The following is a 25,261-nucleotide window of genomic DNA, read 5'->3' on the forward strand; positions in this document are numbered from 1 at the left end:
GACATGGCTCAGGTCGGCGCGCTCGCGGTCACGGGCTTCGTGCTGGTCACCCTGGTGGCCGGGCTGATCGCGCTGTATCGGGAACACCGCGCCGGCACCGCGCGCGTGGGAACGGCGGCGATGGAGGTCGATGCGCTGTTCTACCCCGCCCGGCGACACCAGCTCGAACAACAACGCGTCGTCGAGTTCAGCCTCGACGATCCGTCCCCGGGTGCCGGGGGATCGGGCCTGCTGGTCGACCTCGACTCGCACGTGGTGCGGGTGCGGCCTCGGTCCGGCGCCTAGTGGTCGGCTAGTGGTCGGCGCTGGCGCGTAGCGGCTCGGTCCTCGGCCCGAAGGCGGTCAGGAAGCGGTCGCGGAAGGCGTCCATCCGCCAGACCGGGGCGTCGGCGCCCGGTTTCAGGCCGTCGTGCCAGCCCCAGGAGGAGATCCGGTCCAGCACGGCGCGGTCCTTGGTGACGATCGTGATCGGCACGTCGCGGCTGGCGTTCGGGCCGGTGACGATCGGGGAGGGCTGGTGGTCGCCGAGGAAGACGAACACCAGGTCGTCGCCGCCCCGGGTCTCCAGGTAGGAGATCAGGGTGCTCAGCGAGTACTCGACGGAGTCCCGGTAGCCCGCGCGGACCACGGCGGGGTCCCTGGTCAGGATGGCCTGCGGCAGGTCGCCGGGCGCGGACATGGAGTTGAACACCGAGCCGTCGCCGACGTCCGCCCAGTCCACCGGGCGGGGCAGCGGCGACCAGGGGGCGTGGCTGGAGACCAGCGGGATCTCGGCCATCAGCGGGGGCCGGGCGGGGACCTCGCGTTCCAGGCGGTCGAAGGCGGTCAGGGTGTACTGGTCGGGCATGGTGGCCCAGCTGAACTTGGGGCCCCGGTAGCCCAGGTTGCGCGAGTCGTAGAGCCGGTCGTAGCCGTAGAACGCCGCCTCCGGCCAGTCGGTGGTGACGCCGGGCATCACGCCGACCGTGCGCCAGCTCGCCTCCCGGAACGCCCTGGTGAGGGTCAGGCGGTCGCTGGACTCCAGCTCGCGGTAGCGCTCCTGGTTGTCGATCCACAGCCCGGAGAGCAGCGTGGAGTGCGCCAGCCAGCTGGCGCCGCCGAACGTCGGCGAGGTGAGGTAGGCGCTGCGGGAGCCGAACCCGGCGGCGGCCAGCCGGCGGTCGCCGTCGTCGAGCACCGCGCCGACGCCGGGGGCGAACATCGGGTTCTGGATGGCGTCGCGCCCGTAGCTCTCCACGAAGGAGATCACCACGTCCTTGCCGCGCAGGGCGGTCAGCAACTGATCGCGCGGGGTGTCGCGGAAGGCGTCGGTGGCCAGGTCGTGGGCGAACTCCCGCTGGTCGAGGAGGTTGGCGCGCAGCCGCATCGCGTCGCCGTAGGCCGCCCCGGCCGCGCTCGCGCCCGCGACCGGCAGGCCGGGGGCGAGCTGCGCGCCGAGCAGGGCGCAGACGACCCAGACCGGGGTGAGCACGGCCAGCGCGCGGACGGCCGGGGTGCGGTGCCGGGCCACGACGCGGCTCAGGCGCAGCGTGGACAGCGCCAGCAGGACCGGGACGGCGGCGGCCAGCAGCACGGCGGCGACGACGCAGCCGATCGCGGCGGCCTGGCCGGACGTGCTGGACACGAAGCCGAACCCGTCGCCGAACAGCCGCCAGTCCCACAGCGGGTCGAACGGCCTGTCCAGCACCGAGGTGAAGCCCAGGTCGACGATCTTCATGACGGTCACCACGCCGAGCGCGGCGCCGAACAGGGCGGCCAGCAGGCGGCTCGGCCTGGACGGCAGGACGAGGACCAGCGCGGCGGCCAGCAGGCCCTCGACCGGGATCCGGGCCAGCGCCCACGGCGTGAGGCCGCCCGGGTCGCCGGGGGCGACGAGGGCGGCGAACACCAGCAGGGCGGCCGACACGGTGGTCACCCGTGCGCGGAGTCGGCGCGGCCGGCGAGGTCGCGTGGGTGACACCATGAGGACCCATCTGTGCGAGCTGTGGACAGGCGACCACACGGCCCGCCCCGCCGGATGGTTCAGGCTCGATGATGCCCGGTCGGTGGTACGGACTCTCGGGCGGTGTGCGCATCGGGGGCGGCCAGTGCTGCCCGGGCGAGCCTGGCGGCGTCGCGGGTGTCCAGGGCTCGGACGGCCTGTTTGGTCGCGGGGATCGCGTGCGGGGTGACCGACAGCTCGCGCACGCCGAGGCCGGTGAGCAGTGTGGCGGCCGGTTCGTCGGCGGCCAGCTCGCCGCAGACCGCCACGGTGGCGTGCCCCTCGGCGCCCCGGCAGGTGGCGTCGATCAGGCGCAGCACGCCGGGGTCGTAGGGGTCGCCGAGGGTGGCGACGGCGTCGTTGTTGCGGTCGGCGGCCATGGCGTACTGGGTGAGGTCGTTGGTGCCGATGCTCATGAAGTCGACGTGCGGGGCGAACGCGGCGGCCTTGAGCGCGGCGGCCGGGATCTCGACCATGATGCCGACCTCCAGGCCGTCGGGGTGGCCTCGGCCGACCCGGGCGACGGCGTCGTCGAGCCGGCGGCGGGCGGCGAGCAGCTCGTCCAGGGTGGCGACCATCGGGAACATCACGCTGACCGGGGTGTCGTGCGCGAGGCGGGCGATGGCGAGCAGCTGGTCGGCGAGCAGCCGGGGATGGGCCAGGGACAGCCGGATGCCGCGCACGCCCAGGTAGGGGTTGGCCTCGGCGGGGGCGGGCAGGTAGCGCAGCGGCTTGTCGCCGCCGACGTCGAGGGTGCGCAGGGTGATCCGGCGCCCGCCGAGCGCGTCGGCGATGTCGCGGTAGATGGCCTCCTGCTCGTCCACGCCGGGCGGGTCGGCGCGGCCGAGGAACAGGAACTCGGTGCGGACCAGGCCGGCGTGGTCGGCGCCGAGCCGGGCGGCGGCGACCGCGTCGTCGAGCGAGCCGATGTTGGCGCCGACGGCGATGTGGACGCCGTCGCGGGTGGCGGCGGGTTCGGTGGCGTGCGCGAGCGCGCGCTCGGCGGCGTCGGCGAGCTGGGCGGCGCGGTCGCGGTAGGAGCGTTGGGTCGCGGGCGGTGGGTTGATCACGAACTCGCCGAGGGTGCCGTCGACGACGAGGGGGGCGTCCTCGGCGATGTCCAGGACGGCGGGTCCGGCGGTGACGACGGCGGGGATGCCCTTGGCGCGGAGCAGGATCGCGGCGTGCGCGGTGGGGCTGTCGTAGGCCAGGAGGACGGCGGTCACGGTCGCGGGGTCCAGCTCGGCGGCCTGGGCGGGGGTGAGCTCGGCGGCCACCAGGACGCCGGGGGGCTTCGGCGCGGCGGTGTGGGTCCGCGCGTTGTCGCCCAGGAGTGCTCGGAGGACCTGGTCGCCGACGGCGCGCGCGTCCGCGGCGCGGGCCTGCTGGTACGGGTCGGGCAGGGCGGCCAGTTGGTCGCTCAGGGCGGCGATCGCCTCGGCCCAGGACCGTGGGGCGGACCGGCCGGTGTCGATGTTCGTGCGAACCTGGTGGAGCAGGTCGGTGTCGTCGAGCAGCAGCAGGTGCGCGTCGAAGATCGCGGCTTCCGGTTCGTCGAGGTCGGCGGCGGTGCGGGCGCGCAGCCGGGCGATGTCGTCGCGGACGGTGGCGATGGCCCGGTCGAGGCGGTGCCGTTCGGCGGTGGGGTCGGCGGCGGTGTCGTCGTCCGTGGGGATCTCGATCACGGACGCGCCCGGGGTGCGGGCCGGGCCGATGCCGATGCCGGGGGAGGCGGGCATCGGGCCGTGGGTCCGTTGCGGTCGGGCAGCGGGTTGGGATGGCGCTGGCGCGGGTGCTTGTGACGCCGGCTCGTCGAAGTTGCGGGCGGCCAGGGCGAGGATGTCGTCGAGCGCGGCGCGGGCGTGGGCGCCGGTGGTGCGCAGCTCGATCTCGTGGCCCGGCAGCGCGCCCAGGGTGGCGATCCTGGACAGGCTGGAGGCGGGCACCCACGGTGAGCCGGTGGTGCGGTTGCGCAGCTCGCCGGTGGCGTCGTAGCGGCCGATCAGCCCGACCAGCCGGGCGGCCGGGCGGGCGTGCAGGCCGTGCTCGTTTGCCAGCGTGAACACGCCGCTGACCGCCCCGGCGGGCTCGTCGCTCGGTTCGGTGTCGGTCCCGGTCGGTGGAGAGTCAGGCGGTGCGAGCTGGGCGGTCTTGCCGGCCAGCGCGGACTGCGCCTCGGCGGCCACCTCGGCGAGCGACGCGCCCCCGGCGGCCGCCACCGCCGCCACCACCAGGCCCTCGACCAGCGGGGCCGGGCACAGCGCCACCCGCGCCCGTACCTCGTCGTCGAGCAGCTCCAGGGCCAGCTCGGCGGAGAGCACCGCGCTGCCCAGGTCCATCAGCACGGCCACCCCGTCACCGCGGTCGACCTCGGAGATCGCCTCGACGATCTGGGCGGCGTCGGTGCCGAACGTGGTCTCGTCCAGCCCGGCGGCGATGCCGATCCGCGCCCGGTCGCCGTGCAGCATCTCCGAGGCCAGCGCGACCGCCGCCCTGGCCAGCGGGCGGCTGTGCGACACCACGACGAGCCCCACCTCGGCCATGCGTCAGCCCTGGGTGTCGGCGAGCGCTGTCATCAACGCCGTGATGAGCAGGGCGGCCGAGGTGGCGCCGGGGTCCTGGTGGCCGACGCTGCGCTGCCCGAGGTAGCTGGCGCGGCCCTTGCGGGCCAGCATCGGGGCGGTGGCGTCCCGGCCGGCCTCGGCGGCCGTCGCGGCCCGGCGCAGCGCGTCCGCCAGCCCGGCGCCGGAGGCCAGCGCCTCGTCCAGCGCGTCGGCGGCCGGGGCCAGCGCGTCGAACATCGTCTTGTCCCCGGCCTCGGCCTTGCCGCGCTGCACCACGCCGTCCAGGCCGGCCCGGATCGCCGAGGCCAGCGCGGCGGCGTCCAGCTCCGGGGCGTCGCCCGCCGCGGTGCCCATCCGCAGGAAGAACGTGCCGTACAGCGGCCCGGACGCCCCGCCGACGCGGCTGACCAGCGTCATGCCCACCTGCTTGAGCAGCGCGGCCGGCCCGGCCGGCGGTGAGGCGTCCAGGGCGTCGCGCACCGCCGTCATGCCCCGGTCCATGTTGATGCCGTGGTCGGCGTCCCCGATCGCCGCGTCCAGTTCGGTCAGCCGCTGCTTCTCGGCGGCGACGACCCTGGCGAACTCCCGGACCCACCTGGCCAGCGCCGCCGTGTCCGCCGTGCCCGCTGTGTCCATGCCCTAGATCCCCCACCGCAGGCCGGGCGTGCGGACCGGCGCGTCCCACAGCTCCAGCAGCTCGTCGTCCACCCGCAGCAGGGTGACCGAGCAGCCGGCCATCTCCAGGCTGGTGATGTAGTTGCCCACCAGCGAGCGGGCGATCCCGACGCCGGCCCGCTCCAGGACCGAGGCCACCTCGGCGTACATCAGGTACAGCTCCAGCAGCGGGGTGCCGCCCATGCCGTTGACGAACGCGAGCACCGAGTCGCCGCCGGACAGGCCCAGGTCGGACACGATCGGTTCGAGCAGCCGCTCGGCGACCCGCCTGGCCGGCTCCAGCGGCACCCGCTCGCGGCCCGGCTCGCCGTGGATGCCGATCCCGATCTCCATCTCGTCGTCCGGCAGGTCGAACGTGGGCTTCCCGGCGGCCGGGACGGTGCACGAGGTCAGCGCCATGCCCATGCTGCGGGCGCCGGCGTTGACCTTCTTCGCGACGTCGGCGACCGCCGCGAGCGGCCGGCCCGCCTCGGCGGCCGCGCCGGCGATCTTCTCCACCAGCACCGTGGCGCCGACCCCGCGCCGGCCGGCGGTGTAGAGGCTGTCCCGCACCGCGACGTCGTCGTCGATCACCACCGAGGCAACCTCGACGCCGTCGGCGGCCGCCAGCTCGGCGGCCATGTCGAAGTTCATCACGTCGCCGGTGTAGTTCTTCACGATGTGCAGCACGCCGGCGCCGCCGTCGACGTACCTGGTCGCGGCCAGCATCTGATCCGGCACCGGGGAGGTGAACACCTCGCCCGCGCACGCCGCGTCGAGCATCCCCGGCCCGACGAAGCCGCCGTGCATCGGTTCGTGCCCCGACCCGCCGCCGGAGACCAGCCCGACCTTCCCGCGCACCGGCGCGTCGGCCCGGTACACCACCCGGTTCTCGTGGTCGACCTTCAGCTCGGGATGCGCCGCCGCGACCCCGCGCAGCGCGTCGGACACGACCTCGGACGGATCGTTGATCAGCTTCTTCATCGCGTCCCCTGGGTTCCGGTTCACGAATTTCGTTCGACGATGTCGAATGTGGTGTGGAACATACGCTACTGTTGCGCCACAGACAAGGCTGTGAACCCGAAGGAGCCGGTCAGGTGATCCAGGCGGTGGACCGCGCGCTGCGCATCCTCACCGTGCTGCAGGGCGCGCGGCGGCTGAACCTCGGCGAGATCGCCGCCCGGCTCGACCTGGCGCCGTCCACCGTGCACGGGCTGATCCGGACCCTGCTCGCGCACGGCATGGTGCAGCAGGAACGCGACTCCGGGCGCTACCGCCTCGGCCCGGCCACGCTGCGCCTGGGCAACGTCTACCTGGACACGCTGGAGCTGCGCTCCCGGGTGGCGATCTGGGCCGAGGACCTGGCCCGCCGCACCGGGTGCGCGGTCCGGACCGGCGTGCTGCTCTTCGACGAGGTGGTGGTGGTCGCCCACGAACCGCGCCCGGACGGCACCCGCCAGATGCCCGAGGTCGGGATCGTCATCCCGGCGCACGCCAGCGCGGTGGGCAAGGCGCTGCTCGCGTTCGACGCCGACGCCTACGCCGCGCTCACCGCCGCCGGCCACACCCTGCGCGGTATGACCGGCCGCACCATCACCCACCCCGCCGCCCTGCGCGACGAGCTGGACGCCGTTGCCGGCACCGGCATCGCCACCGAGAACGAGGAGGCCGTGCTCGGCGAGTGCGCCGCGGCCGCGCCACTGGCCGACGCGACCGGGCTCACCCCCGGCGCCATCTCCCTGGTCGTGCCCGCCGCCCGCTGGCCGCTGCCCCCCGACGCGCTCGACGCCCTGCGCGACACCGCCCGCGCGATCTCCCGCGAACTGGGCGCCCCCACCTGGCCGCCGCCCGCCGCCCGTCCGTGATCGCCTCCTAGACGCGCACGACCAGGCCGTCGTGCGCGGTCTCCCAGCCGGACAGGTCGGCGGACAGCGCGGTCGGGGACAGGTGCGTCAGGATCATCCGCCGGGTGTCGAACCGGTCCCGGTGCTCGCCGAGGGTGCCCAGGTCCAGGTGCCAGCGCACCGGCGCGGGTGTGTAGCCCTCGCAGAGGAACACGTCGGTGCCCTCGGCGGCCGCGAGCAGCGCGTCGGTCCACTCGGTGTCCCCGGAGTAGGCGACGCGGGCGGCGCCGTCGGCGTCCTGGACCCGCAGCGCGTACGCCGGGGCGCCGGACGCATGGCGCACCTCGAAGGGCACGGCGGTGAACCGCTCGGTGCTGAATGGCGCCCGGTCGCGGTGCTCGACCACGCGCACCTCGAACCGCCGCCGAACGGTGCTGGAGCCGGGGAAGAACACCTCCATGGCCTCGGCCAGCCGCCGTTCGGTGCCCGGCGGGCCGACCACCGTGAGGTCGGTGGTCCGCCGCCGGAACTGCCCGTCCAGGACGAGGAACGGGAGCCCGCCGAAGTGGTCACCGTGCAGGTGGGTGATCAGGACGGTCTCGATGGCGTTCGGGTCGAAGCCCTGCTCGCGCAGTGCGACCAGGCTGGTCGCGCCGCAGTCGACCAGGGTGTGGGCGTTCCCGTCGTCGGGGCCGAGCGCGATGCAGGTCTGGAAGCGCCCGCCGGAGCCGAATGCGTCGCCGCTGCCCACCACCGTGATCCTCATGGCGCGATTGTGTCGTCACAGCCCCGAGCAGTACAGCGTGGACGTGGCCGCGAACAGCGCCGCCGCGGCCAGGGCCGGCAGCAGCACCGAGCCGCCGGCGACCCCGCGGGCCAGCCCCCGGCGCACCCGGGTGACCGGCCGGGCGTCCGCCGCCAGCCGCTCCAACCGGGCCAACCTCGGCTCCAGGGCGTCCTCGCCGAACGCCAGCGACGCCCCGGGTGCCCCGCCGGCGACCCGGACCAGCGCGGAGCGCACCACCCCGGCGCCGCACCGCCGGGCCGCCTCCGCGTCGGCGGACAGCTCCACCAGCTCGCGCACCGCCGCCGGCGCGGCGCCGAACAGCGGCAGGAACGGCAGCCCGGCCGCCAGCACGTCCGCGAGCGCGACCAGCAGGTGGTGCCGCCCGCGCAGGTGCGCCCGCTCGTGCGCCAGCACCGCGCCGGCCTGCGCGGGCGTCAGGTGGCGGCCGAGGCCCTCGGTGGCCACCAGGTAGCTCGGGCGGCCGGGCATGGCGAACGCGAGCGGGCGGTCGTGCGCGAGCCACAGGACCTCGGGCGAGCCCGGCTCGGTGCGCGCGGCCAGCCGGAGCACGGCCACCCGCTCGCGGCGGGCGCGGGCGCGGCGGGCCGCCACCCGGGAGCCGATCAGCACGACGTTCACCGCCGCCGAGAGCAGCACCAGCAGGCCCAGCACCCCGGTGACCTGCTCGACGTCCGGCGACGCCCCGTGGGTGACCGCGGACCAGCAGCCGCCGGCGGCGGACAGCAGCCCGCTCGGCACCCCGTGGTCGGGCACCAGCAGCAGCGCGACCCCGGCGCCCGCGGTGCCCAGCACCCCGGCGGTGGTCAGCAGCCAGGCCACGATCAGGGCGGACGGGTCGATCCGGGACGCCGGCAACCGGCGCAGCCGGGCGGGCGGGCACGAGCCGACCAGCGCCGCGCCGAGGACCATGGCCACCGACACCGTCACCGTTCGTCGCGCCGTTCCTCCAGCGCCGCGCGCAGCACGCTCGACTCGTGCTCGGACACCGAGCGCGCGAAGTGCAGCAGCACCGCGTCCGGGTCGCCGGAGCCGTCGATGACCTCCCGCAGCGCCCGCGCGGCCGCCTCCTCGCGGCTGGTCGCCGTGGCGTAGCGGTAGGCCTTGCCGGCCAGCTCGCGGCGGACCCACCCCTTGCGATGCAGGTTGTCCAGCACGGTCATGACCGTCGTGTAGGCCAGCGTGCGCCCGACGTCCAGCCGCTGGCGCACGTCACGGACCCGGACCGGGCCGTCCGCCCGCCACAGCACGTCCATCACGGCGGACTCCAGCTCGCCCAGCCCGTGCACGGTCGCCCTCCTGACGCCGGTCAGTCGCGGGACCGGTGCGGGTCCCAGCCCTCCAGCGGCCACAGCGTGCCATCCTCGCCGATGCCCGCCGGCCGCGCGTCGGCGCCCGGGTCCGTCCGAGGAACCGGGCAGGACGACGCCGTCCGCCACTTGGCGACCACCGCGACCAGGATCAGCACGACCGACCCGACCGCGAGCAGCGGCTGCAGCGGCGCCCAGACCGCCAGCGCCCCCGACAGCCCGAGCAGCCCCATGACCAGCTTGTTGCACATCGGGCAGCCCACCGCGAGGCTGCCGAGCAGGCTGGCCCCGGTGGCCCGGTAGCCGCTCACCGACATCCCGCCGGGCAGCACCGCCCACAGCCCGGTCAGCAGCGCGGTGGCCGCGAGCACCGCGTAGTCCCACCACCGGACCGGGGTCATCCGGGTGAAGTACGGGTTGTCCAGCACGTCCGTGGGCACCCCGACGACCAGCGCGCTCACCGCCGCCGCGACCAGTCCCCGCCCCCATCTGCCGGTCAGCACCGGCCGGGGCCGGGCGTGGTCGGTCCGGGTCATGCGGGCCTCTCAACCTCTCGACGGCAGGAACTACTATCGCGCATAGTAGTGGCCGTCCGGGCGTGCGCGGGCCCGCGGTTACCAGCGGGGTGGGGCCGCGCCGTATCGGATCGGTCGGTCCGGCCAGCTCAGCGGTACGCCGTCCAGCGCCCCTGGCGGCGCCACCGTCGTGATCGTTTCCTGGTCGGCGGGCACGGTGGTCAGCCAGGCGTCGGCGTCCGCCCGGGCGGTGGGGCGGACGGGCTCGGGGGCCGGGGGCTGGGCGAGCAGCCAGTGCGCGGTGCGGGCCAGCGACAGCTCGCGCAGCACGCCGCCGCCGTGCTCGGCCTGCCGGCGCAGCCCGTCCAGCGCGGCGGCCGCGCACAGGTACCCGGTGCCGTGGTCGAGCAGCTGGCAGGGCAGCGCGCCCGGGCGTTCGCCGTCGGGCGACTCGCGGGCCGCGATCCCGGTGGCCACCTGCACGATCGAGTCGAAGCCGCGCCGGTGCCCCCACGGGCCGTCCGGGCCCCAGGCGGACAGGGCGACCACCACCAGGCCCGGATGCCGGTGCGCGAGCTCCGCGCCGTTCAGCCCGAACCGGTCCAGCGCGCCGGGGCGGTAGCCGTGCACCAGCACGTCGGCGTCGGTGAGCAGTTCGTGCAGCCGGGCGGCGCCGTCGGGGGTGGCCGCGTCCAGCAGCGCGCTGCGCTTGCCGGGCAGCCCGTCGTAGCGGTGTATCGGCAGCTCCGGGCGTTCCGGCGGGTCCAGGCGCAGCACGTCGGCGCCCAACGCGGCCAGGTACCGGGTGGCCACCGGGCCGGCGATCACCCTGGTCAGGTCGAGCACCCGGACCCCGGACGCGGGCAGCGGGCCGGCCTCCCGCCGCCGGGGCCGGCCCGGTTCGAACCGGGTCTCGGCGACAAGCGGCCGCGCGGCCACCGCCCGACCGGCCGGATGGGCCAGCCACTGCTCCGGGGTGCGCATCGCGGCGGCCACCCCGCCGGCGTCCACCACCCGGCGCTCCACCTCGCCGGCCGCGAGCTCACGGACCACCGCCGCGACGCGTTCGGGATCGGGGTCGGCGCCGTCCAGCTCGAGCGCGGTGAGCAGCGCGCGCCGGTGCCACGGGTAGTTGCCGTGGGTGCGTACCCAGCCGTCCGCCGCCCGCCAGAACCGGGACAGCGGCGCGAACCCCTCACCGAGCCCCTTCCCGTCGACGCGCAGGTACCGCTCGCTGCGCACCGCCGCCGCCACCTGACCGCCGCTCACCGCCACCGACCGCGCGCGGCCACCCATCACCGAGCCCGCCAGCGCCGAGCCCGTCAGCAGAGCCGTCGCGACACAGGCGACCGCCGCGTCCGCCACCGGCAGGCCGGACGGCAGCTCCTCGCGCGGCACCGCGTCCACCGTCGGCTCCAGCGGCGGCGTGTCGGCGCCGGTCACCGCCCCCCACGCCTCGGCGAGCAGCGCGCGCCACCCGGGTTCGCTCACGCCCACGATCGTGACACAGCGCGACCCGCACCGAACTCCAACCAGCCCCGTGAAGAGCGCTCATCCAGCCTCGCCGGCGTGTGAGGCGAAAATACAGCCCCGTCACACCAGGCGACCGGCGATGTCGGTGGCGGCCTTGCGCACGAGCTCTCCCCAGTGCGGCACCAGGCGTCGCTGGTAGCGCGAGTCCGGCATGGAGATGCACAGGCCCGCGACCGGCTCGCCCGCCCGGTCCAGGATGGCGGCGCCGACGGCGGCCACCTGCGGGCGGTAGGAGCGCAGGTTGATCGCGTAGCCGCGCTTGCGGATGCGGCGCAGCTCGGCCCGCAGCTCGTCCGGGTCGTCGATCGTGGTGGGGGAGTAGGTGGCCAGGCCCTCGGCGATGACCGCGTCCACCCGGCCGGCCGGGTAGTGCGCGAGCATGGACAGCCCGGTCGAGGTGGCGTGCATCGGGGTGCGGGTGCCCAGCTCGTTGAAGGTGCGCACGGCCTGCGTGGAGTCCATCCGCTCGACCAGCACCACCCAGCTCAGCCCGTCCGAGACGGCCAGGTGGATCGTCTCGTTGGTCTCGTCGCGCAGCGCCTGCATCGGGCCGAGCGCGGCCTCCCGCAGGTTGATCTCGCGGTCGTGCCCCCTGGCCAGCCGCCGCGCCGCCGGGCCGAGCGCCCAGCGGGTGGGCTCGCCCTCGGGCTGCCCGGCCGGCTCCAGCCAGCCGGCCTCGGCGAGGGTGAGCAGGCCGCGCTGCACGGTGCTCTTGGGCAGCTCCAGCCGTCGCGACAGCTCGGCCACCCCCACCGGCTGGTGCGCCGCGACGGCCTCCAGCACCTGCAGGCTGCGCACGACGCTCTGCATCGTCATCCGCGAAGTATCCCAAGACGATCGGTAGCGGTCATTGACATGCGGCGGGCGTCCGTCGCAGAGTGTTGTGTACCGCATTGCAGCACATAGTGTGCCACATTGTGGCACGAAGAAAGGTGTGCGATGACTCGATCGGCAGTGCCGCCGGTTGCCATGCAGGCCCGGGACGGCTGTTCGGTGCTCGGCGAGCGGGTGGCCGGCCTGTGCTTCGGTGACCTGGGTACGGACGTGCGCGTCTGCGCGGCGCAGTGCGTGCTGGACGGTCTCGGGGTGGGCATCGCGGCGGCCGGGGAGCCGGCGGTGGGCGCGGTGCGGTCGGTGGTGCTGGCCGACGGCGGCCGGGGCACCGCGCGGCTGTGGGGGACCTCGGAGCTGGCGCCGGCGCGGGACGCGGCGCTGGTCAACGGCACCGCCGCGCACGCGCTGGACTTCGACGACGTGTCGCCGGCGATGGGCGGGCACCCCACGGTTCCGGTGCTGCCCGCCGCGCTCGCGCTGGCCGAGGAGCTGGGCACCGGCGGGCCGGAGCTGGTCACCGCGCTGGTAGCCGGCATGGAGACGGAGATCAGGGTCGGCGCCGCCCTGGGCACCGCCCACTACCGGCGCGGTTTCCACACCACCGCGACCGCCGGCACCCTCGGCGCCGCCGCGGCCGCCGCCCGGCTGCTGCGCCTGTCGGCGGACCGGACGGCCACCGCGCTGGGCATCGCGGCCACCCACGCCGCCGGGCTGAAGTCGATGTTCGGCACCATGTGCAAGCCGCTGCACGCCGGCAAGGCGGCCGCCGCCGGGATCCTGTCCGCCCGGCTCGCCGCCGCCGGGTTCGACTCCGCGCGCGGCGCGCTGGAGGGCGAGCAGGGCCTGCTGCGCACGCTCTCCGACGCCCCGGAGCCGGCCGCGCTGCACACCCCGTTCGGCGACCCGTGGCACGTCACCGGCGTGCTGTTCAAGTACCACGCGTCCTGCTACCTCACCCACGCCAGCATCGAGGCGGCGCTGGCCGTGCGCGAGCAGGGCCTGGACCCCTCGGCCGTCGACACCGCGGAGATCCTGATCAGCCCGGACCACATCGGGGTGTGCGACATCCCGGAGCCGCGCACCGGGCTGGAGGGCAAGTTCAGCGTGCGGTTCGCGACGGCGCTCGCGCTGGCCACCGGCCGCACCGACGAGTCGGCGTTCACCGACGCGGGAGTGTCCGACCCGGGGCTGTCCGGGCTGCGCGAGCGGGTCGTCACCGTCAGCTCGGACCGGCTCGACCGCTACCAGGCGCGGGTCACCGTGCGGGACCGGGCCGGGCGGACCTGGCGGGCCGAGGCGGACGCCGGCACCCCGAGCTGGACGCGCTCGCCGGTCGAGCAGTCCGCGCGGCTGGCCGCGAAGTTCGACGCGCTGGTGGCCCCGGTGCTCGGGCCGCACCGGGCGTCCGCGCTGCGCGAGCGGCTGCTGGCCGACCCGGGGGACCCGCCGTCCGCGGCGGAGCTGGCGGCGCTCACCGGCCCGGGGGCGGCCCGGTGACGGCTCGGGTCTGGCCGAAGGGCCACCACCTCGAGGACTTCACGGTCGGCCAGGTGTTCACCCACCACTGGGGGCGCACGATCCTGGAGTCGGACAACGCCACGTTCTCCGCGCTGACGCTGAGCTACCACCCTTCGTACTTCAACCTGCCCTACGCCCGCGAGCACGGCCACGACGGCCTGGTGGCGAACCCGATGCTGGTCTTCCTGGTCACCTTCGGGATGAGCGTGCAGGACCTCAGCGAGTCCGGCGGGGCGTTCCTCGGCGTGGATGACCTGGTGCACCACGGGCCGGTCCTGGTCGGCGAGACGCTGGTGGCGCGCAGCACCGTCGCCTCGGTGAAGGCCTCGGCCAGCCGGCCGCACCAGGGCATCGTCTCGTGGCGGACCGAGGGGTTCCGCTATCGGCAGCCGGACAACGACCCGGTCATCTCGTTCACCAGGACCAATCTCATCAACCGGCGGGAGGCGTCGTCGTGACCACAGAAACGGTGGCGGCACCCGGCCGGTACCTCACCCCGGCGCGGCGTGAGTTCCAGGCGCTGGCCCGCGAGTTCACCCGGCGCGAGGTGCTGCCGGTGGCCAACGAGCTGGACCCGGAGGGCGCGGACATCCCGATGTCGCTGCGGGACAAGATGGCCGACCTCGGCTTCTTCGGCATCATGATCCCGGAGTCGCACGGCGGGCTGGGCCTGGGCGTCTTCGAGTACTGCATCGCGGCCGAGGAGCTGGCCAGGGGCTGGATGAGCGTGGCCAGCATCATGGCGCGCGGCAACAAGCTGATGGGCGGCTGGGGCGAGGAGCGGCGCAACCGGCTGCTGCCCGAGGTCGCCGCCGGCCGCTACCTCGGCTCGATGGCGCTGTCCGAGCCCGAGGCCGGCTCCGACGTCGCCAACATCTCCTGCCGCGCCCGGTTTGTCGACGGGAGCTGGGTGGTGAACGGCCAGAAGATGTGGTGCACGTTCGCCGACGGCGCGGACTACATCCTGCTGTTCGCCCGCACCGACCCGCACGTCGACCCGGCCCGCCGCCACCGGGGCGTCAGCGCCTTCATGATCGACAAAGCCCGCGGCACGCTCCCGCCCGGAGTCGGCGGCACCCCCGTCCGCAAGATCGGCTACCGGGGCTGGAAGACCTGGGAGCTGTCCTTCGACGACGTGCGGCTGCCGGCCGACGCGCTGGTCGGCGAGGAGGGCAGGGGCTTCTACCTGGCCATGCAGAACCTGGAGGTGGCCCGGCTGCATACCGCGGCCCGGGCGATCGGGCTGGCCAGGGGCGCGCTGGAGGACTCGATAACCTACGCCGCCCAGCGCGCCCAGTTCGGCCGGCCGATCGGGGAGTTCCAGGCCATCCGGTTCAAGATCGCGTGGATGGCCAGCCAGATCGAGGCGGCCCGCGCCCTGATGTACGACGTGTGCACCCGCTACGACGCCGGCGAGCGTTGCGGCACCGAGGCGTCCATGGCCAAGCTGGTGGCCAGCGAGATGGCCGAGCGGGTGACCAGCGAGGGCCTTCAGGTCCACGGCGGCGCCGGCTACACCACCGACTTCGCCGTCGAGCGGCACTGGCGCGACGCGCGGCTGACCAAGATCTTCGAAGGCACCTCGGAGATCCAGATGCGGATCATCTCCGACGCGCTGATGGGCCGCCCGTGAGGCCCCGGGCCGCCGAGCTGACCGGCTCGGACAACTACTTCGAGGACTTCGCGGTGGGCGACAGCTTCCGGCACGCGCGCGGCAAGACGGTCACCGAGATGGACGGCGTGCTGATCACGAACCTGGTGATGAACACCGCCCAGGGCCACTTCAACGAGCACCTCATGGCCGAGGGGGAGTTCGGCCGGCGGATCGTCTTCGGCGGCGTCACCGCGTCCCTCGTCATCGGCCTGGCCTCCCAGGACACCGGCGAGAACGCGCTGGCCGAGCTGGGCATGACCGAGGTCCGCTTCCGCAAGCCCGTGTTCCACGGCGACACCCTCTACGCCACCACCGAGGTGCTCGCCACCTCCGACGCCGACCGTCCCGATGCCGGCGTGGTGACCTTCGCCCACACCGGCCACAACCAGAACGACGAGGTCGTCTTCACCGCCCGCCGCACCGTCCTGCTCAAACGCGCCTCCCACTGGACGAACCCGTGAGTGGCAAGGGGCGCCATAGCACCCCTAGCCACTCACGGGGTCCGCTGCACGGGCTCCGGGTTCTCGATCTGACCCGGGCGCTGGCCGGGCCGTTCGTCACGATGTTGCTGGCGGACCTGGGCGCGGACGTGGTGAAGATCGAGCCGCCGCAGGGCGACATCACCCGCCCGCAGGGGCCGTTCCACCCGGACGACGGGCTGCGCGCGTACGGCGGCTACTTCGCCAGCGTGAACCGCAACAAGCGCGGCGTGATGCTGGATCTCAAGACGGACGGTGCCCGCGAGGTGGTGCGCGACCTGGCGCGATCCAGCGACGTGCTGGTGGAGAACTTCCGGGCCGGGGTGATGGACCAGCTCGGGTTGGGGTACGAGCGGTTGGCCGAGGACAACCCGAGGCTGGTGTATGCGGCGGTGCGCGGCTTCGGCGACCCGAGGACCGGCGCGAGCCCGTACCTGCAGCGGCCCGCCTACGACGTGGTGGCCCAGGCCATGGGCGGGCTGATGCAGATCACCGGCGAGCCGGACGGGCCGCCCACCAAGGTCGGGCCCGGGGTCGGGGACATCCTGCCGGCCGCGCTGTGCGCCGTCGGGATCCTCTCGGCGCTGCACCGGGCCGGCGCCACCGGCGTGGGCGACTTCGTCGACGTGGCCATGTACGACGCCGTGCTCGCCCTGTGCGAGCGGATGATCTACCAGCATTCCTACCTGGGCGACTCGCCCGGCCGGGAGGGCAACGAGCACCCGCTGTTCTGCCCGTTCGGCCTGTACCGGGCGTCCGACGGCTGGGTGGCCATCGCGGCGCCGGGCGAGCGGCACTGGCGGCTGCTGTGCGCGGCGGTGGGCCACCGCGACCTGGCCGACGACCCGAGGTTGGTCACCAACGCCGGCCGGGTGGCGCACCGCGAGCTGGTGCGCGAGGTGATCGAGGCCTGGACGTCGGCCCGGGGCGTGGCCGAGGTGGAGGCGGAGCTGGCCGCGAAGGTGCCGCTGGCGCCGGTGAACACCGTGGAGCGCATCTTCGCCGACCCGCACGTGCGGGCCAGGGAGATGCTCGTCGCCCTGGAGCAGCCCGGCGTGGCCGAGCCGCTGGCGGTGGCCGGGCGTCCGATCAAGTTCGGCACCGGGGCCGGGTCGCCGATGCGGCGGGCGCCGCTGCTCGGCGAGCACACCGACGCGGTGCTGGCCGAGCTGGGCTACCCGGACGACCGGGTGTCCGCGCTGCGCACCGCCGGCGCGGTCGGCTGAACCCCCTGGAAGGAGAACGGGCGTGCGCCTGCGACGCAGTGAGCTGTCCACCCCGGGCAGCAGCGAGAAGATGCTGGCCAAGGCCGCCGGCAGCGATGCCGACCTGGTGTTCTGCGACCTGGAGGACTCGGTCGCGCCCACCGAGAAGGTCGCCGCCAGGGCCAAGGTGGTGCGCGCGCTGACCACCCTGGACTGGAAGCCGCCCACCCGCGCGGTGCGGATCAACGCCCTGGACAGCGCGTGGTCGCTGCGGGACGTGATCGACGTGGTGGAGGGCGCCAGGGAGGCCCTCGACCTGATCATCGTGCCCAAGGTGCTGGCCGCCAGGGACGTCTGGTGGCTGGACCGGCTGCTCGGCCATCTGGAGGAGTCGCTGGGCATGACCAAGCGGATCGGCATCGAGGTGCTGATCGAGGAGGTCGAGGCGCTGATCAACGTCGAGGAGATCGCCACCGCCAGCCCCCGGCTGGAGGCGGTGATCTTCGGCCCGGGGGACTACTCGGCCGCGCAGGGCGTGCACCCCGAGGTGGCCAGGGGCGCCGGTGACTATCCCGGCGACGTCTGGCACTACGCCCGCAACAAGATCGTCGTCGCGGCCCGGGCGGCCCGGATCGACGCCGTGGACGGCCCGTTCGCCGCGTTCGGCGACCCGGACGGCTACCGCCGGCAGTGCGCGCTGTCCGGGTCCATCGGGTACGTGGGCAAGTGGGCGATCCACCCGTCGCAGATCGCGCTGGCCAACGAGGCGTACTCGCCCGGCGCCGAGGAGGTGGAGCGGGCGCGGCGGCTGGAGCGGGCCTACGCCGAGGCGGAGGAACAGGGCCTGGGTGCCGTCGCGGTGGACGGCGACATGATCGACGTGGCGTCCATCCGCATCCTGCGCAACACGATCGCCAAGGCTGATCTGATCGGGATGTAGGTCGGACACAACAAAAGGAGGAGCCCGTGACAGAGCGGTCGGTGGCTTCGGAGTTGGACATCTCGGCACGGCTGGACAGGATTCCGGTGGCCACCCGGTCACACCGGGTGTGGGCGGCGCTGCTGTGCGCGGTGTTCCTGTTCGAGCTGGCCGACCTGAACACGTTCGCCTACGTCGCGCCGGCGCTGCGCGAGCACTGGGGCGCGACGGTGGGCGACATCGGCCTGGTCACCTCGGCGGCGTTCCTCGGCATGTTCGTCGGCGCGCTGATCGGCGGCCGGATCGCCGACAACTACGGCCGGCGCTGGGCGCTGATCGGCTCCGCGTTCGCGTACTCGCTGTTCTCGCTGCTCAGCGCGCTGTCGCCGAACATGGCGGTGCTCGGCGTGCTGCGCGTGCTGACCGGGGTCGGGCTGGAGGCGCTGACCGTGGTCGGGCTGATCTACATCGCGGAGATGTTCCCGGCCAGGATCCGGGGCCGGCACCAGTCGCTGATCCTGGGCATCGGGCTGATCGGCATCCCGATGATGTCCTGGTTCGCCCGGCTGGTGGTGCCGGCCGGGCCGCAGTCGTGGCGCTGGGTGTTCGTGCTCGGCGGCGCCGGCATCCTGGCCGCGTTCGCGATGATCCGGACGCTGCCGGAGTCGGTGCGCTGGCTGGAGGAGCGCGGGCGGCGCGCGCGGGCCGAGGAGCTGGTGGCCGGGCTGGAACGCGAGGCCAGGGAACGGACCGGCGCGGAGCTGCCGCCGGTGGGCCCGGCGCCGAGGCCGGAGCAGCCGGGGCGGCTGGGCGAGCTGTTCTTCGGCAGGTACCGGTCGCGCACGCTGGTGCTCTCGGCGGCCTGGGTGTTCGGCATCCTGGGCTTCTACGGCTTCAACGCCTGGGTGCCGACGCTGCTGGCCGAGCGGGGCTACGACGTCAAGCAGAGCCTGACCTACGCCGCGATCCTGTCCATCGGCGCGGTGCCGGGTGCGCTGCTGGCCTGGCCGGTGATCGACAGGTGGGAGCGCAAGTACGCCATGCTCGGCATCGACGTGGCGCTCGGCGCGCTGGTGCTGGTCTACGGGTTCGTGGCCAACCTGCCGGTCATTCTGGCGAGCGGGCTGCTGGTCACGCTGCTGCTGCAGATGCACACCGCGTTCATCTACACCTACACCCCCGAGGTGTTCCCGACCCGGCTGCGCGGCGTGGGTACCGGGTTCACCAACGGGCTGGGCCGGCTGGCCGGCACCGGCGGCGGGGCGCTGGTCGCCGTGCTGTTCCAGAACTGGGGGTACGGGTCGGTGTTCGTGTACGTGGCGGCGTGCATGCTCGCCGTCGGCGTGCTGGTGGCCGTGTTCGGGGTCCGCACCACCGGCCGCCCGCTCGCCTCCATCACCGCCGACGCCGGGTAGCTGCCCCGATCGGGTGACATGCGGCCGGGCCGTGTCAGAGTGGCCGGGAGCGCCTCGACCCAGGGGCGGCGAGCGTCGTCCCCCGAGAGGAGCACCCCGATGGCCGGCCTGGAAGACCTACTGCGGGTCTACGTCGACGACGGATCGTTCCCGGGGGCGGTGGCGGTTGTTGCCTCGGCGGCCGGGGTCGAGTGGGCGGCGGTCGGGTTCGCGGACGCCGATCACACCGCCCCGATGGCCCGTGACTCGATCTTCCGTATCGCCTCGATCACCAAGCCGATCACCGCGGCGGCGGTGTTGATGCTGGTGGACGACGGCCGGATCGGGCTGGACGAGCCGATCGGTGGCTGGCTGCCCGAGCTGGCCGAGCCGGTGGTGGCGCGCACCCCGGCCGGCCCGGCCGGCGACGTGGTCCCGGCGGAGCGCCCGATCACCGTGTTCGACCTGCTGACCAACCAGGCCGGGTGGGGCTTCCCCTCCGACTTCTCGCTGCCGGCAGCCCAACCGCTGTTCGCCGTGCAGAAGGACGGCCGCGAGGTGGCCGGCTTCCCGCCGCCGGACGAGTGGATCGCCCAGCTGTCCCGGGTGCCGCTGCTCTACCAGCCGGGGCAGTCCTGGCTGTACGACACCTGCTCGACCGTGCAGGGCGTGCTGGTCGAGCGGGTGACCGGCCGCTCGCTGCCCGATGTGCTGGCCGAGCGGGTGTTCGCGCCGCTGGGCATGACCGACACCGCGTTCGCCGTGCCCGCCGGCAAGCTCGGCCGGTTCACCAGCCTGTACAAGACCCAACCCGCCGGCGAGCTGAAGCTGATGGACACCCCGGACGGGCAGTGGAGCACCATGCCGGCGTTCCCGATGGGGTCCGGCGGGCTGGCCGGGACCGCCGGTGACTGGCTTGCGTTCGCCCGGATGCTGCTCGCCGGCGGCGTCACCGACGAAGGCCGGCGGTTGCTCTCCGCCGACGCGGTGCGGCTGATGACCACCGACCACACCACCGCGGCGCACCGGAAGATCGGCGAGCTGTTCCTGGAGGGACAGGGCTGGGGGATGGGCGGCACCGTCGACATCGCCGCCACCGAGCCCTGGAACGTGCCGGGGCGCTACGGCTGGGTCGGCGGCACCGGCACCAGCGCGCACGTCATCCCGGCCACCGGCGCGGTCGGCATCCTGCTCACCCAGGCCGGCTCGGACAGCCCGGTGCCGGCGCGGTGGATGCGGGACTTCTGGCGGTACACCGCCGGCGTCTGACCGCGCGCCGGCGCGTGCTGGGGCAGGATCTTCGGTGTGGCTGACGGACCCGTTCACACGCTGATCCAGATCACCGACGTGCACATCTGCCGCGCCGCCGACGCCGGGCAGGAGCCCGTGGACACGCACGCGGTGCTCGACCGCGCGCTGCGCGCCGTCCAGGAGGTGGCGCCGACGCCGTCGGCCGTGCTGCTGACCGGCGACCTCACCGAGCACGGCGCGCCCGAGGAGTACCGGCGGCTGCGGGCGCTGGTCGAGCCGGCGCTGGCGCGGCTGGGCACGCGCGCGGTGTACCTCGCCGGCAACCACGACGAGCGGGCCGCGCTGCGCGAGCACCTGCTCGGTGGGGAGGGCGGCGGCGAGCCACTGGACCGGGTGGAGCGGTTCGGCGACCTGCGGGTGATCGCGCTGGACAGCACGGTGCCCGGGCGGGCGTACGGCGAGCTGGGGGCGGACCAGCTGGAGTGGCTGCGCGCCGAGCTGGCCACCCCGGCGCCGGCCGGCACGGTGCTGGCGCTGCACCACCCGCCGCTGCCCTCGCCGGTGCCGCTGGCCACCTCGATCGAGCTGAGCAACCGGGCGGCGCTGGCGGACGCGATCGCCGGCACGGACGTGCGGGTGGTGCTCGCCGGGCACACCCACGTGGTCAGCGCGGGCGTGCTGGCCGGGGTGCCGGTCTGGACCGGCGGGTCGATCGCGCCCATGCTGGACTCCCTGGTCACCGACGGGGCGCTGCGCGGTCTGGCCGTCCCGAGCGTGAACCGGATCGACCTGTTCGCCGACGCGGTGCTCGTCACCAACCTCCCGGTCGCCGCCGAGGTGGTGCTCGAGCTGCCCGCCGACGCCATGCGCGCCAAGATCGCCGACCTGCGCGCCCAGCTCCCGGCCTGAAGCGGGTCAGGTCGCCGCGGGTCAGGTGGCGGGGTCGTCGCGCAGCAGCGCCACGTCGGACACGGCCGCGATGTGCTCGCCCATCGCCTTGGCCGCCCGCGCCGGGTCGCCGTCTCGGATCGCGTCGGCCACCAGGCGGTGCGCGGCCAGCGAGGTGGACGGGCGGCCCGGCTGGGACAGCGACTCGATGCGGCTCTCCCGGATCAGCTCGGCGATCTCGGTCATCAGGTCCGCCAGCAGCGAGGAGTGCGCCGAGGCGGTGACCGCGGCGTGGAACAGCTCGTCCCCGGTGACGCCGCGCCCGCCCTCGGCCACGTCACGCTCCATCACGGCCAGCGCGTCGTCGATCGCGGCCAGGTCCTCGGCGGTGCGGCGCACGGCGGCCAGCGCGGCCAGCTTGACCTCCATCGCCTCGCGCGCCTCCACCACGTCGCGCAGCCGCGCCCGTTTGGCCCGCAGCGCGCGCAGCACCTGCCGGCCGGGCGGGATGTCGAGCAGGACCGCGCCGTCGCCGTGCCGGACGTCGACCACGCCGAGCACCTCCAGCGCCACCAGCGCCTGGGTCACCGACGCCCGGCTCACCGCCAGCCGGGCGGCCAGCTCGCGCTCGGGCGGGAGGCGGTCGCCGACCGCGAGCCCCTCGGCGGCCACGTGGTCCAGCAGCCGCTCCACGAGCTGCTCGTAGAGGCGGGGGCGGGCGACCGGGCGCAGCGCACCGGAGCGCTCCGCGCGGTGCGCTCTGGTGTCGCGGGTCACGAACTCTTACCTCCCGGGCTTGCGGCGGCCCATAGTCTAAGTGTCCGAGTGGCTAGTCCTCTAGGCCACCACGAGTGAGGAGCCGTATGTCAGAGCGCAAAGCCGGTTCCTCGGTGGGCTCGCACGAGCTGCTCGGGCTCGTGTTCGGGGACGGCTCGTTCCGGTGCTGGGACGAGGAGGCCGGCCCGCTGCCCGCGTTCGCCGACACCGAGCGGTACCGCGCCGAGCTCGCCGCCGCCCGGGCTCGCGCCGGTGTCGACGAGGCAGTGGTCACCGGCGAGGGCCGCATCGGCGGCCGGCGGGTCGCGGTGGCCTGTGGCGAGTTCGCGTTCCTGGCCGGATCGATCGGGGTGGCCTCGGCGCGGCGGCTGGTCGCCGCGATCGAACGGGCCACGCGGGAGCGGCTGCCGATGCTCGCGGTCACCGCGTCGGGCGGCACCCGGATGCAGGAGGGCGCGCCGGCGTTCCTGCGGATGGCCGGGATCGCCGCGGCCGTCGCCGAGCACAAGCGCGCCGGCCTGCCCTACCTGGTCTACCTGCGGCACCCGACCACCGGCGGCGTGCTCGCGTCCTGGGGCTCGCTCGGCCACGTCACGCTGGCCGAGCCGGGGGCGCTGATCGGGTTCCTCGGCCCGAAGGTCTACCTGGCGCTGCACGGCCGGCCATTCCCGGACGGGGTACAGACCGCCGAGAACCTGCACGCGCACGGCCTTGTCGACGCGGTGCTGCCGCCCGAACAACTGGCCGGGACGGTCGGCCGGATCCTGGACCTGCTCGACCCCTCGGCGCCGGCAAAGGCGGAGGCGGACGCGGCGCGCCCGGGAGCCGAGGGCCGGGACGGCACCTCCGATGGCGTGACCGCCTGGACGTCGATCACCCGGTCCAGGGACGAGCGGCGGCCCGGGGTGTGGGAGCTGCTGGGCGCCGAGGGCGTCGACGCGCTGCCGCTGGCCGGTGCGACGGGGCCGGGGGACGGTCACGGCCTGCTGCTGGCGGTGGCGCGCATCGGCGGCACCCACTGCGTGCTGGTCGGCCAGGACCGCCGCGCGCAGGCCACGCGCCCGCTCGGCCCGGACGCGTTGCGGCTGGCCCGGCGGGGGATGCAACTAGCGGCCGAGCTCGGGCTGCCGCTGGTGACGGTGATCGACACGCCGGGCGCCGCGCTGTCGGTGCCGGCCGAGGAGGGCGGCCTGGCCGGCGAGATCGCGCACTGCCTCGCCGAGCTGGTGACGCTGCCGGTCCCGACCGTGTCGGTGCTGCTCGGCCAGGGTGCCGGCGGGGCGGCGCTGGCGCTGTTGCCCGCCGACCGGGTGATCGCCGCCCGGCACGGCTGGCTCGCGCCGCTGCCGCCGGAGGGAGCCAGCGCGATCGTGCACCACCGCCCGGACCGCGCCGCCGAGGTGGCCGCCGCCCAGCGGGTGACCAGCGCGGACCTGCTGCGCGACGGGGCGGTGGACACGCTGGTGGACGAACACCCGGACGCCGCCGAAGAGCCCGCCGCGTTCGTCCGCCGGCTCGCGACCGAGGTGGCCACCGCAGTCCGCGACCTGGCCACCTCCGCCGCCGAGCACAGGCTCGCCGCGCGCCGGCGGCGCTACCGCGATTACCCCGGTAAAACGCCGCGAACACCCTTCTGATTGCTTTCAGTGACAGGAATTGCGCCGTAGCAATGCTACCTGGAAGTAACACTCAAACGTGGTTGGAACAGCCTTGTCCATCACTCTCACCAGCGATTTACGTTCACCACTTGGGGTAGTTCTGCCGGCGACACGTGGGGGTTACCTTGAAACTCATGGACTCGTCGCAAGGGGTTGCCGGTTCCAAGGCCGCGCTACTCGAACCCGCTAACGGCGACCATTCACGCCGGCCGTCACCACGCGAATTGGCGTCCGAGGAGAATGTGCGGCGCGCGACATTGTGTCGCCCGGCCGTCGCCGTTCCGGAGCACATTATCACCGCCGAGGAGACTCTCCAGCTCGCGCGCACCCTGCACGCCGGCCACCCTCGGCTGGACCTCGCCCTGCGGCTGATCGCGAACACCGGCGTGAAGACCCGGCACCTCATCCAGCCGATCGAGCAGGTGCTGCGCCACCCGGGGTTCGAGGCCCGCAACGAGTGCTACGAGCGGCAGGCCAAGGCCAGGGTCCCGGACGTGGTACACCAAGCGCTGGCCAACGCCGGCCTGTCCAGCCCGGACATCGACTTGATCGTCTACGTGTCCTGCACCGGGTTCACCATGCCGTCGATGACCGCCTGGATGATCAACAACCTGGGCTTCCGGCACGACACCCGGCAGCTGCCGATCGCCCAGCTCGGCTGCGCGGGCGGCGGGGCGGCGATCAACCGCGCGCGTGACTTCTGCGCGGCCTATCCCGGATCGAACGTGCTGATAGTGGCCTGCGAGTTCTGTTCGCTGTGCTACCAGCCGAACGACCTGGAGGTCGGTTCGCTGCTGTCCAACGGGCTGTTCGGGGACGCGGTGGCCGCCGCCGTGGTGCGCGGCAGGGGCGGGGTGGGCATCCGGCTGGCGGACAACGGCTCGTACCTGATCCCGCACACCGAGGACTGGATCGCCTACCAGGTCCGGGCCAGCGGGTTCCACTTCCTGCTGGACAAGCGGGTGCCCACCACGATGGGTCCGCTGGCGCCCGCGCTGCGCTCGCTGGCCGAGGCGCGCGGCTGGGACGCCGGCCGGCTGGACTTCTACATCGTGCACGCCGGCGGGCCGCGCATCCTGGACGACCTGTCCCGGTTCCTGCGGGTGGAGCCCGAGGCGTTCCGGTTCAGCCGGGCCACCCTGACCGAGTACGGAAACATCGCGAGCGCCGTCATTCTGGACGCCATTCGCCGGCTTTTCGAGAGCGGTGGCGCCGTCGAGAACGGGCGGGGGCTGATAGCGGGTTTCGGCCCCGGCATCACCGCGGAAATCGCGCTCGGCACCTGGACCTCGGGCGCCGACGGGCTGTTCCCCGCCATCGTGCCGACCGCGCGGAAACCGTATTCGTCCTGGGAGAGGCTATTCATTAGTCCGGCTAGCGACGGCGGACCCTCGGGTCCGCCCGAGCGCCGGATCGCGCCGGACCGGCATGACCTGAACGATCGACGCGACGGCGCATGACCGCCGGAGACGGTCTCG

Annotated in this window: 24 protein-coding genes; 13 read left to right on the forward strand and 11 right to left on the reverse strand. The window is 74.4% G+C overall.

Annotated elements, in window-relative coordinates:
• The first annotated feature begins 3 nt into the window (after positions 1 to 3).
• Complete coding sequence (locus N912_RS0111450; RefSeq protein ID WP_028922529.1) at positions 4 to 285, forward strand: DUF6191 domain-containing protein; 282 nt, start codon at positions 4 to 6, stop codon at positions 283 to 285.
• 7 nt (positions 286 to 292) lie between these two features.
• Here the strand turns inward: N912_RS0111450 and N912_RS51215 are convergent, their stop codons facing one another.
• The 4 genes from N912_RS51215 to dhaK form a co-directional block, all read right to left on the reverse strand.
• The gene (locus N912_RS51215) at positions 293 to 1,915 is read right to left on the reverse strand and encodes an alkaline phosphatase family protein (RefSeq protein ID WP_245645255.1); all 1,623 of its coding nucleotides are present in this window, start codon (positions 1,913 to 1,915) and stop codon (positions 293 to 295) included.
• Positions 1,916 to 2,022: 107 nt separating this feature from the next.
• Positions 2,023 to 4,524, reverse strand: coding sequence for a phosphoenolpyruvate--protein phosphotransferase (ptsP, locus tag N912_RS51220; RefSeq protein WP_051580058.1), 2,502 nt, complete (start codon positions 4,522 to 4,524; stop codon positions 2,023 to 2,025).
• Positions 4,525 to 4,527: 3 nt separating this feature from the next.
• Positions 4,528 to 5,181 carry a dihydroxyacetone kinase subunit DhaL gene (gene dhaL / locus N912_RS0111465; RefSeq protein WP_028922530.1) on the reverse strand — a complete coding sequence of 218 codons (654 nt, stop codon included), beginning with the start codon at positions 5,179 to 5,181 and terminating at the stop codon, positions 4,528 to 4,530.
• A 3-nt stretch (positions 5,182 to 5,184) separates the two neighbouring features.
• On the reverse strand, positions 5,185 to 6,183 hold the full coding sequence (gene dhaK, locus N912_RS0111470; RefSeq protein ID WP_028922531.1) for a dihydroxyacetone kinase subunit DhaK: 999 nt from the start codon (positions 6,181 to 6,183) through the stop codon (positions 5,185 to 5,187).
• 113 nt (positions 6,184 to 6,296) lie between these two features.
• Between dhaK and N912_RS0111475 the strand changes: the two genes are divergently transcribed.
• Positions 6,297 to 7,064 (forward strand): IclR family transcriptional regulator, encoded by a 768-nt coding sequence (locus tag N912_RS0111475; protein ID WP_028922532.1) that lies wholly within the window; start codon positions 6,297 to 6,299, stop codon positions 7,062 to 7,064.
• Between the two features lie 7 nt (positions 7,065 to 7,071).
• On the opposite strand, the gene N912_RS0111480 is transcribed toward N912_RS0111475, so the two are convergent.
• From N912_RS0111480 to N912_RS0111505, 6 genes are all read right to left on the reverse strand, one after another.
• Positions 7,072 to 7,809 (reverse strand): MBL fold metallo-hydrolase, encoded by a 738-nt coding sequence (locus N912_RS0111480; RefSeq protein ID WP_028922533.1) that lies wholly within the window; start codon positions 7,807 to 7,809, stop codon positions 7,072 to 7,074.
• A gap of 15 nt (positions 7,810 to 7,824) precedes the next feature.
• Complete coding sequence (locus tag N912_RS0111485; protein ID WP_028922534.1) at positions 7,825 to 8,778, reverse strand: M56 family metallopeptidase; 954 nt, start codon at positions 8,776 to 8,778, stop codon at positions 7,825 to 7,827.
• The gene (locus N912_RS0111490) at positions 8,775 to 9,137 is read right to left on the reverse strand and encodes a BlaI/MecI/CopY family transcriptional regulator (RefSeq protein ID WP_028922535.1); all 363 of its coding nucleotides are present in this window, start codon (positions 9,135 to 9,137) and stop codon (positions 8,775 to 8,777) included. The genes N912_RS0111485 and N912_RS0111490 overlap by 4 nt, the downstream gene beginning before the upstream one ends.
• A 20-nt stretch (positions 9,138 to 9,157) precedes the next feature.
• Positions 9,158 to 9,694, reverse strand: coding sequence for a hypothetical protein (locus tag N912_RS51225; RefSeq protein WP_064745240.1), 537 nt, complete (start codon positions 9,692 to 9,694; stop codon positions 9,158 to 9,160).
• Between the two features lie 78 nt (positions 9,695 to 9,772).
• The gene (locus N912_RS0111500; protein ID WP_037064724.1) at positions 9,773 to 11,164 is read right to left on the reverse strand and encodes a CoA transferase; all 1,392 of its coding nucleotides are present in this window, start codon (positions 11,162 to 11,164) and stop codon (positions 9,773 to 9,775) included.
• Positions 11,165 to 11,266: 102 nt separating this feature from the next.
• On the reverse strand, positions 11,267 to 12,022 hold the full coding sequence (locus tag N912_RS0111505; protein ID WP_211261212.1) for an IclR family transcriptional regulator: 756 nt from the start codon (positions 12,020 to 12,022) through the stop codon (positions 11,267 to 11,269).
• A gap of 123 nt (positions 12,023 to 12,145) precedes the next feature.
• Here N912_RS0111505 and N912_RS51230 point away from each other — a divergent pair, with 123 nt between their 5' ends.
• The 9 genes from N912_RS51230 to N912_RS0111550 all read left to right on the forward strand — a co-directional run bounded on the left by N912_RS51230 (position 12,146) and on the right by N912_RS0111550 (position 21,369).
• Entirely contained in the window at positions 12,146 to 13,537 is a 1,392-nt protein-coding gene (locus N912_RS51230) for an MmgE/PrpD family protein (protein ID WP_084210816.1), read from the forward strand.
• Positions 13,534 to 14,016, forward strand: a complete 483-nt coding sequence (locus N912_RS51235; protein ID WP_037064216.1) for a MaoC family dehydratase — start codon at positions 13,534 to 13,536, stop codon at positions 14,014 to 14,016. The genes N912_RS51230 and N912_RS51235 overlap by 4 nt, the downstream gene beginning before the upstream one ends.
• Positions 14,013 to 15,191, forward strand: a complete 1,179-nt coding sequence (locus N912_RS0111520; protein ID WP_028922538.1) for an acyl-CoA dehydrogenase family protein — start codon at positions 14,013 to 14,015, stop codon at positions 15,189 to 15,191. Before N912_RS51235 ends, N912_RS0111520 begins: the two co-directional genes overlap by 4 nt.
• Positions 15,188 to 15,673 carry a MaoC family dehydratase gene (locus tag N912_RS0111525; protein ID WP_037064218.1) on the forward strand — a complete coding sequence of 162 codons (486 nt, stop codon included), beginning with the start codon at positions 15,188 to 15,190 and terminating at the stop codon, positions 15,671 to 15,673. Before N912_RS0111520 ends, N912_RS0111525 begins: the two co-directional genes overlap by 4 nt.
• A complete protein-coding gene (locus N912_RS0111530; protein WP_028922540.1) occupies positions 15,670 to 16,917 on the forward strand; it encodes a CaiB/BaiF CoA transferase family protein in 1,248 nt (415 codons plus the stop codon). The genes N912_RS0111525 and N912_RS0111530 overlap by 4 nt, the downstream gene beginning before the upstream one ends.
• 22 nt (positions 16,918 to 16,939) lie before the next feature.
• Positions 16,940 to 17,836, forward strand: a complete 897-nt coding sequence (locus N912_RS0111535) for an HpcH/HpaI aldolase/citrate lyase family protein (protein ID WP_028922541.1) — start codon at positions 16,940 to 16,942, stop codon at positions 17,834 to 17,836.
• A gap of 26 nt (positions 17,837 to 17,862) precedes the next feature.
• Positions 17,863 to 19,230, forward strand: coding sequence for an MFS transporter (locus tag N912_RS0111540; protein ID WP_028922542.1), 1,368 nt, complete (start codon positions 17,863 to 17,865; stop codon positions 19,228 to 19,230).
• A 99-nt stretch (positions 19,231 to 19,329) separates the two neighbouring features.
• Complete coding sequence (locus tag N912_RS0111545; RefSeq protein ID WP_028922543.1) at positions 19,330 to 20,478, forward strand: serine hydrolase domain-containing protein; 1,149 nt, start codon at positions 19,330 to 19,332, stop codon at positions 20,476 to 20,478.
• A gap of 36 nt (positions 20,479 to 20,514) precedes the next feature.
• Positions 20,515 to 21,369: a metallophosphoesterase family protein gene (locus N912_RS0111550; RefSeq protein WP_051580060.1), complete on the forward strand. Its 855-nt coding sequence runs from the start codon at positions 20,515 to 20,517 to the stop codon at positions 21,367 to 21,369.
• A 21-nt stretch (positions 21,370 to 21,390) separates the two neighbouring features.
• Here N912_RS0111550 and N912_RS0111555 read toward each other — a convergent pair whose 3' ends face one another.
• A complete protein-coding gene (locus tag N912_RS0111555; protein WP_211261213.1) occupies positions 21,391 to 22,125 on the reverse strand; it encodes a FadR/GntR family transcriptional regulator in 735 nt (244 codons plus the stop codon).
• An 86-nt stretch (positions 22,126 to 22,211) separates the two neighbouring features.
• On the opposite strand from N912_RS0111555, the gene N912_RS51240 reads away from it, so the two are divergent.
• A complete protein-coding gene (locus tag N912_RS51240; RefSeq protein ID WP_037064220.1) occupies positions 22,212 to 23,762 on the forward strand; it encodes a carboxyl transferase domain-containing protein in 1,551 nt (516 codons plus the stop codon).
• Between the two features lie 263 nt (positions 23,763 to 24,025).
• Positions 24,026 to 25,243, forward strand: coding sequence for a type III polyketide synthase (locus N912_RS51245; RefSeq protein WP_281176259.1), 1,218 nt, complete (start codon positions 24,026 to 24,028; stop codon positions 25,241 to 25,243).
• Positions 25,244 to 25,261: the final 18 nt, after the last annotated feature.

This window comes from Actinospineispora acaciae DSM 45401 (genome assembly GCF_000620785.1).
Classification (GTDB): domain Bacteria; phylum Actinomycetota; class Actinomycetes; order Mycobacteriales; family Pseudonocardiaceae; genus Pseudonocardia; species Pseudonocardia acaciae.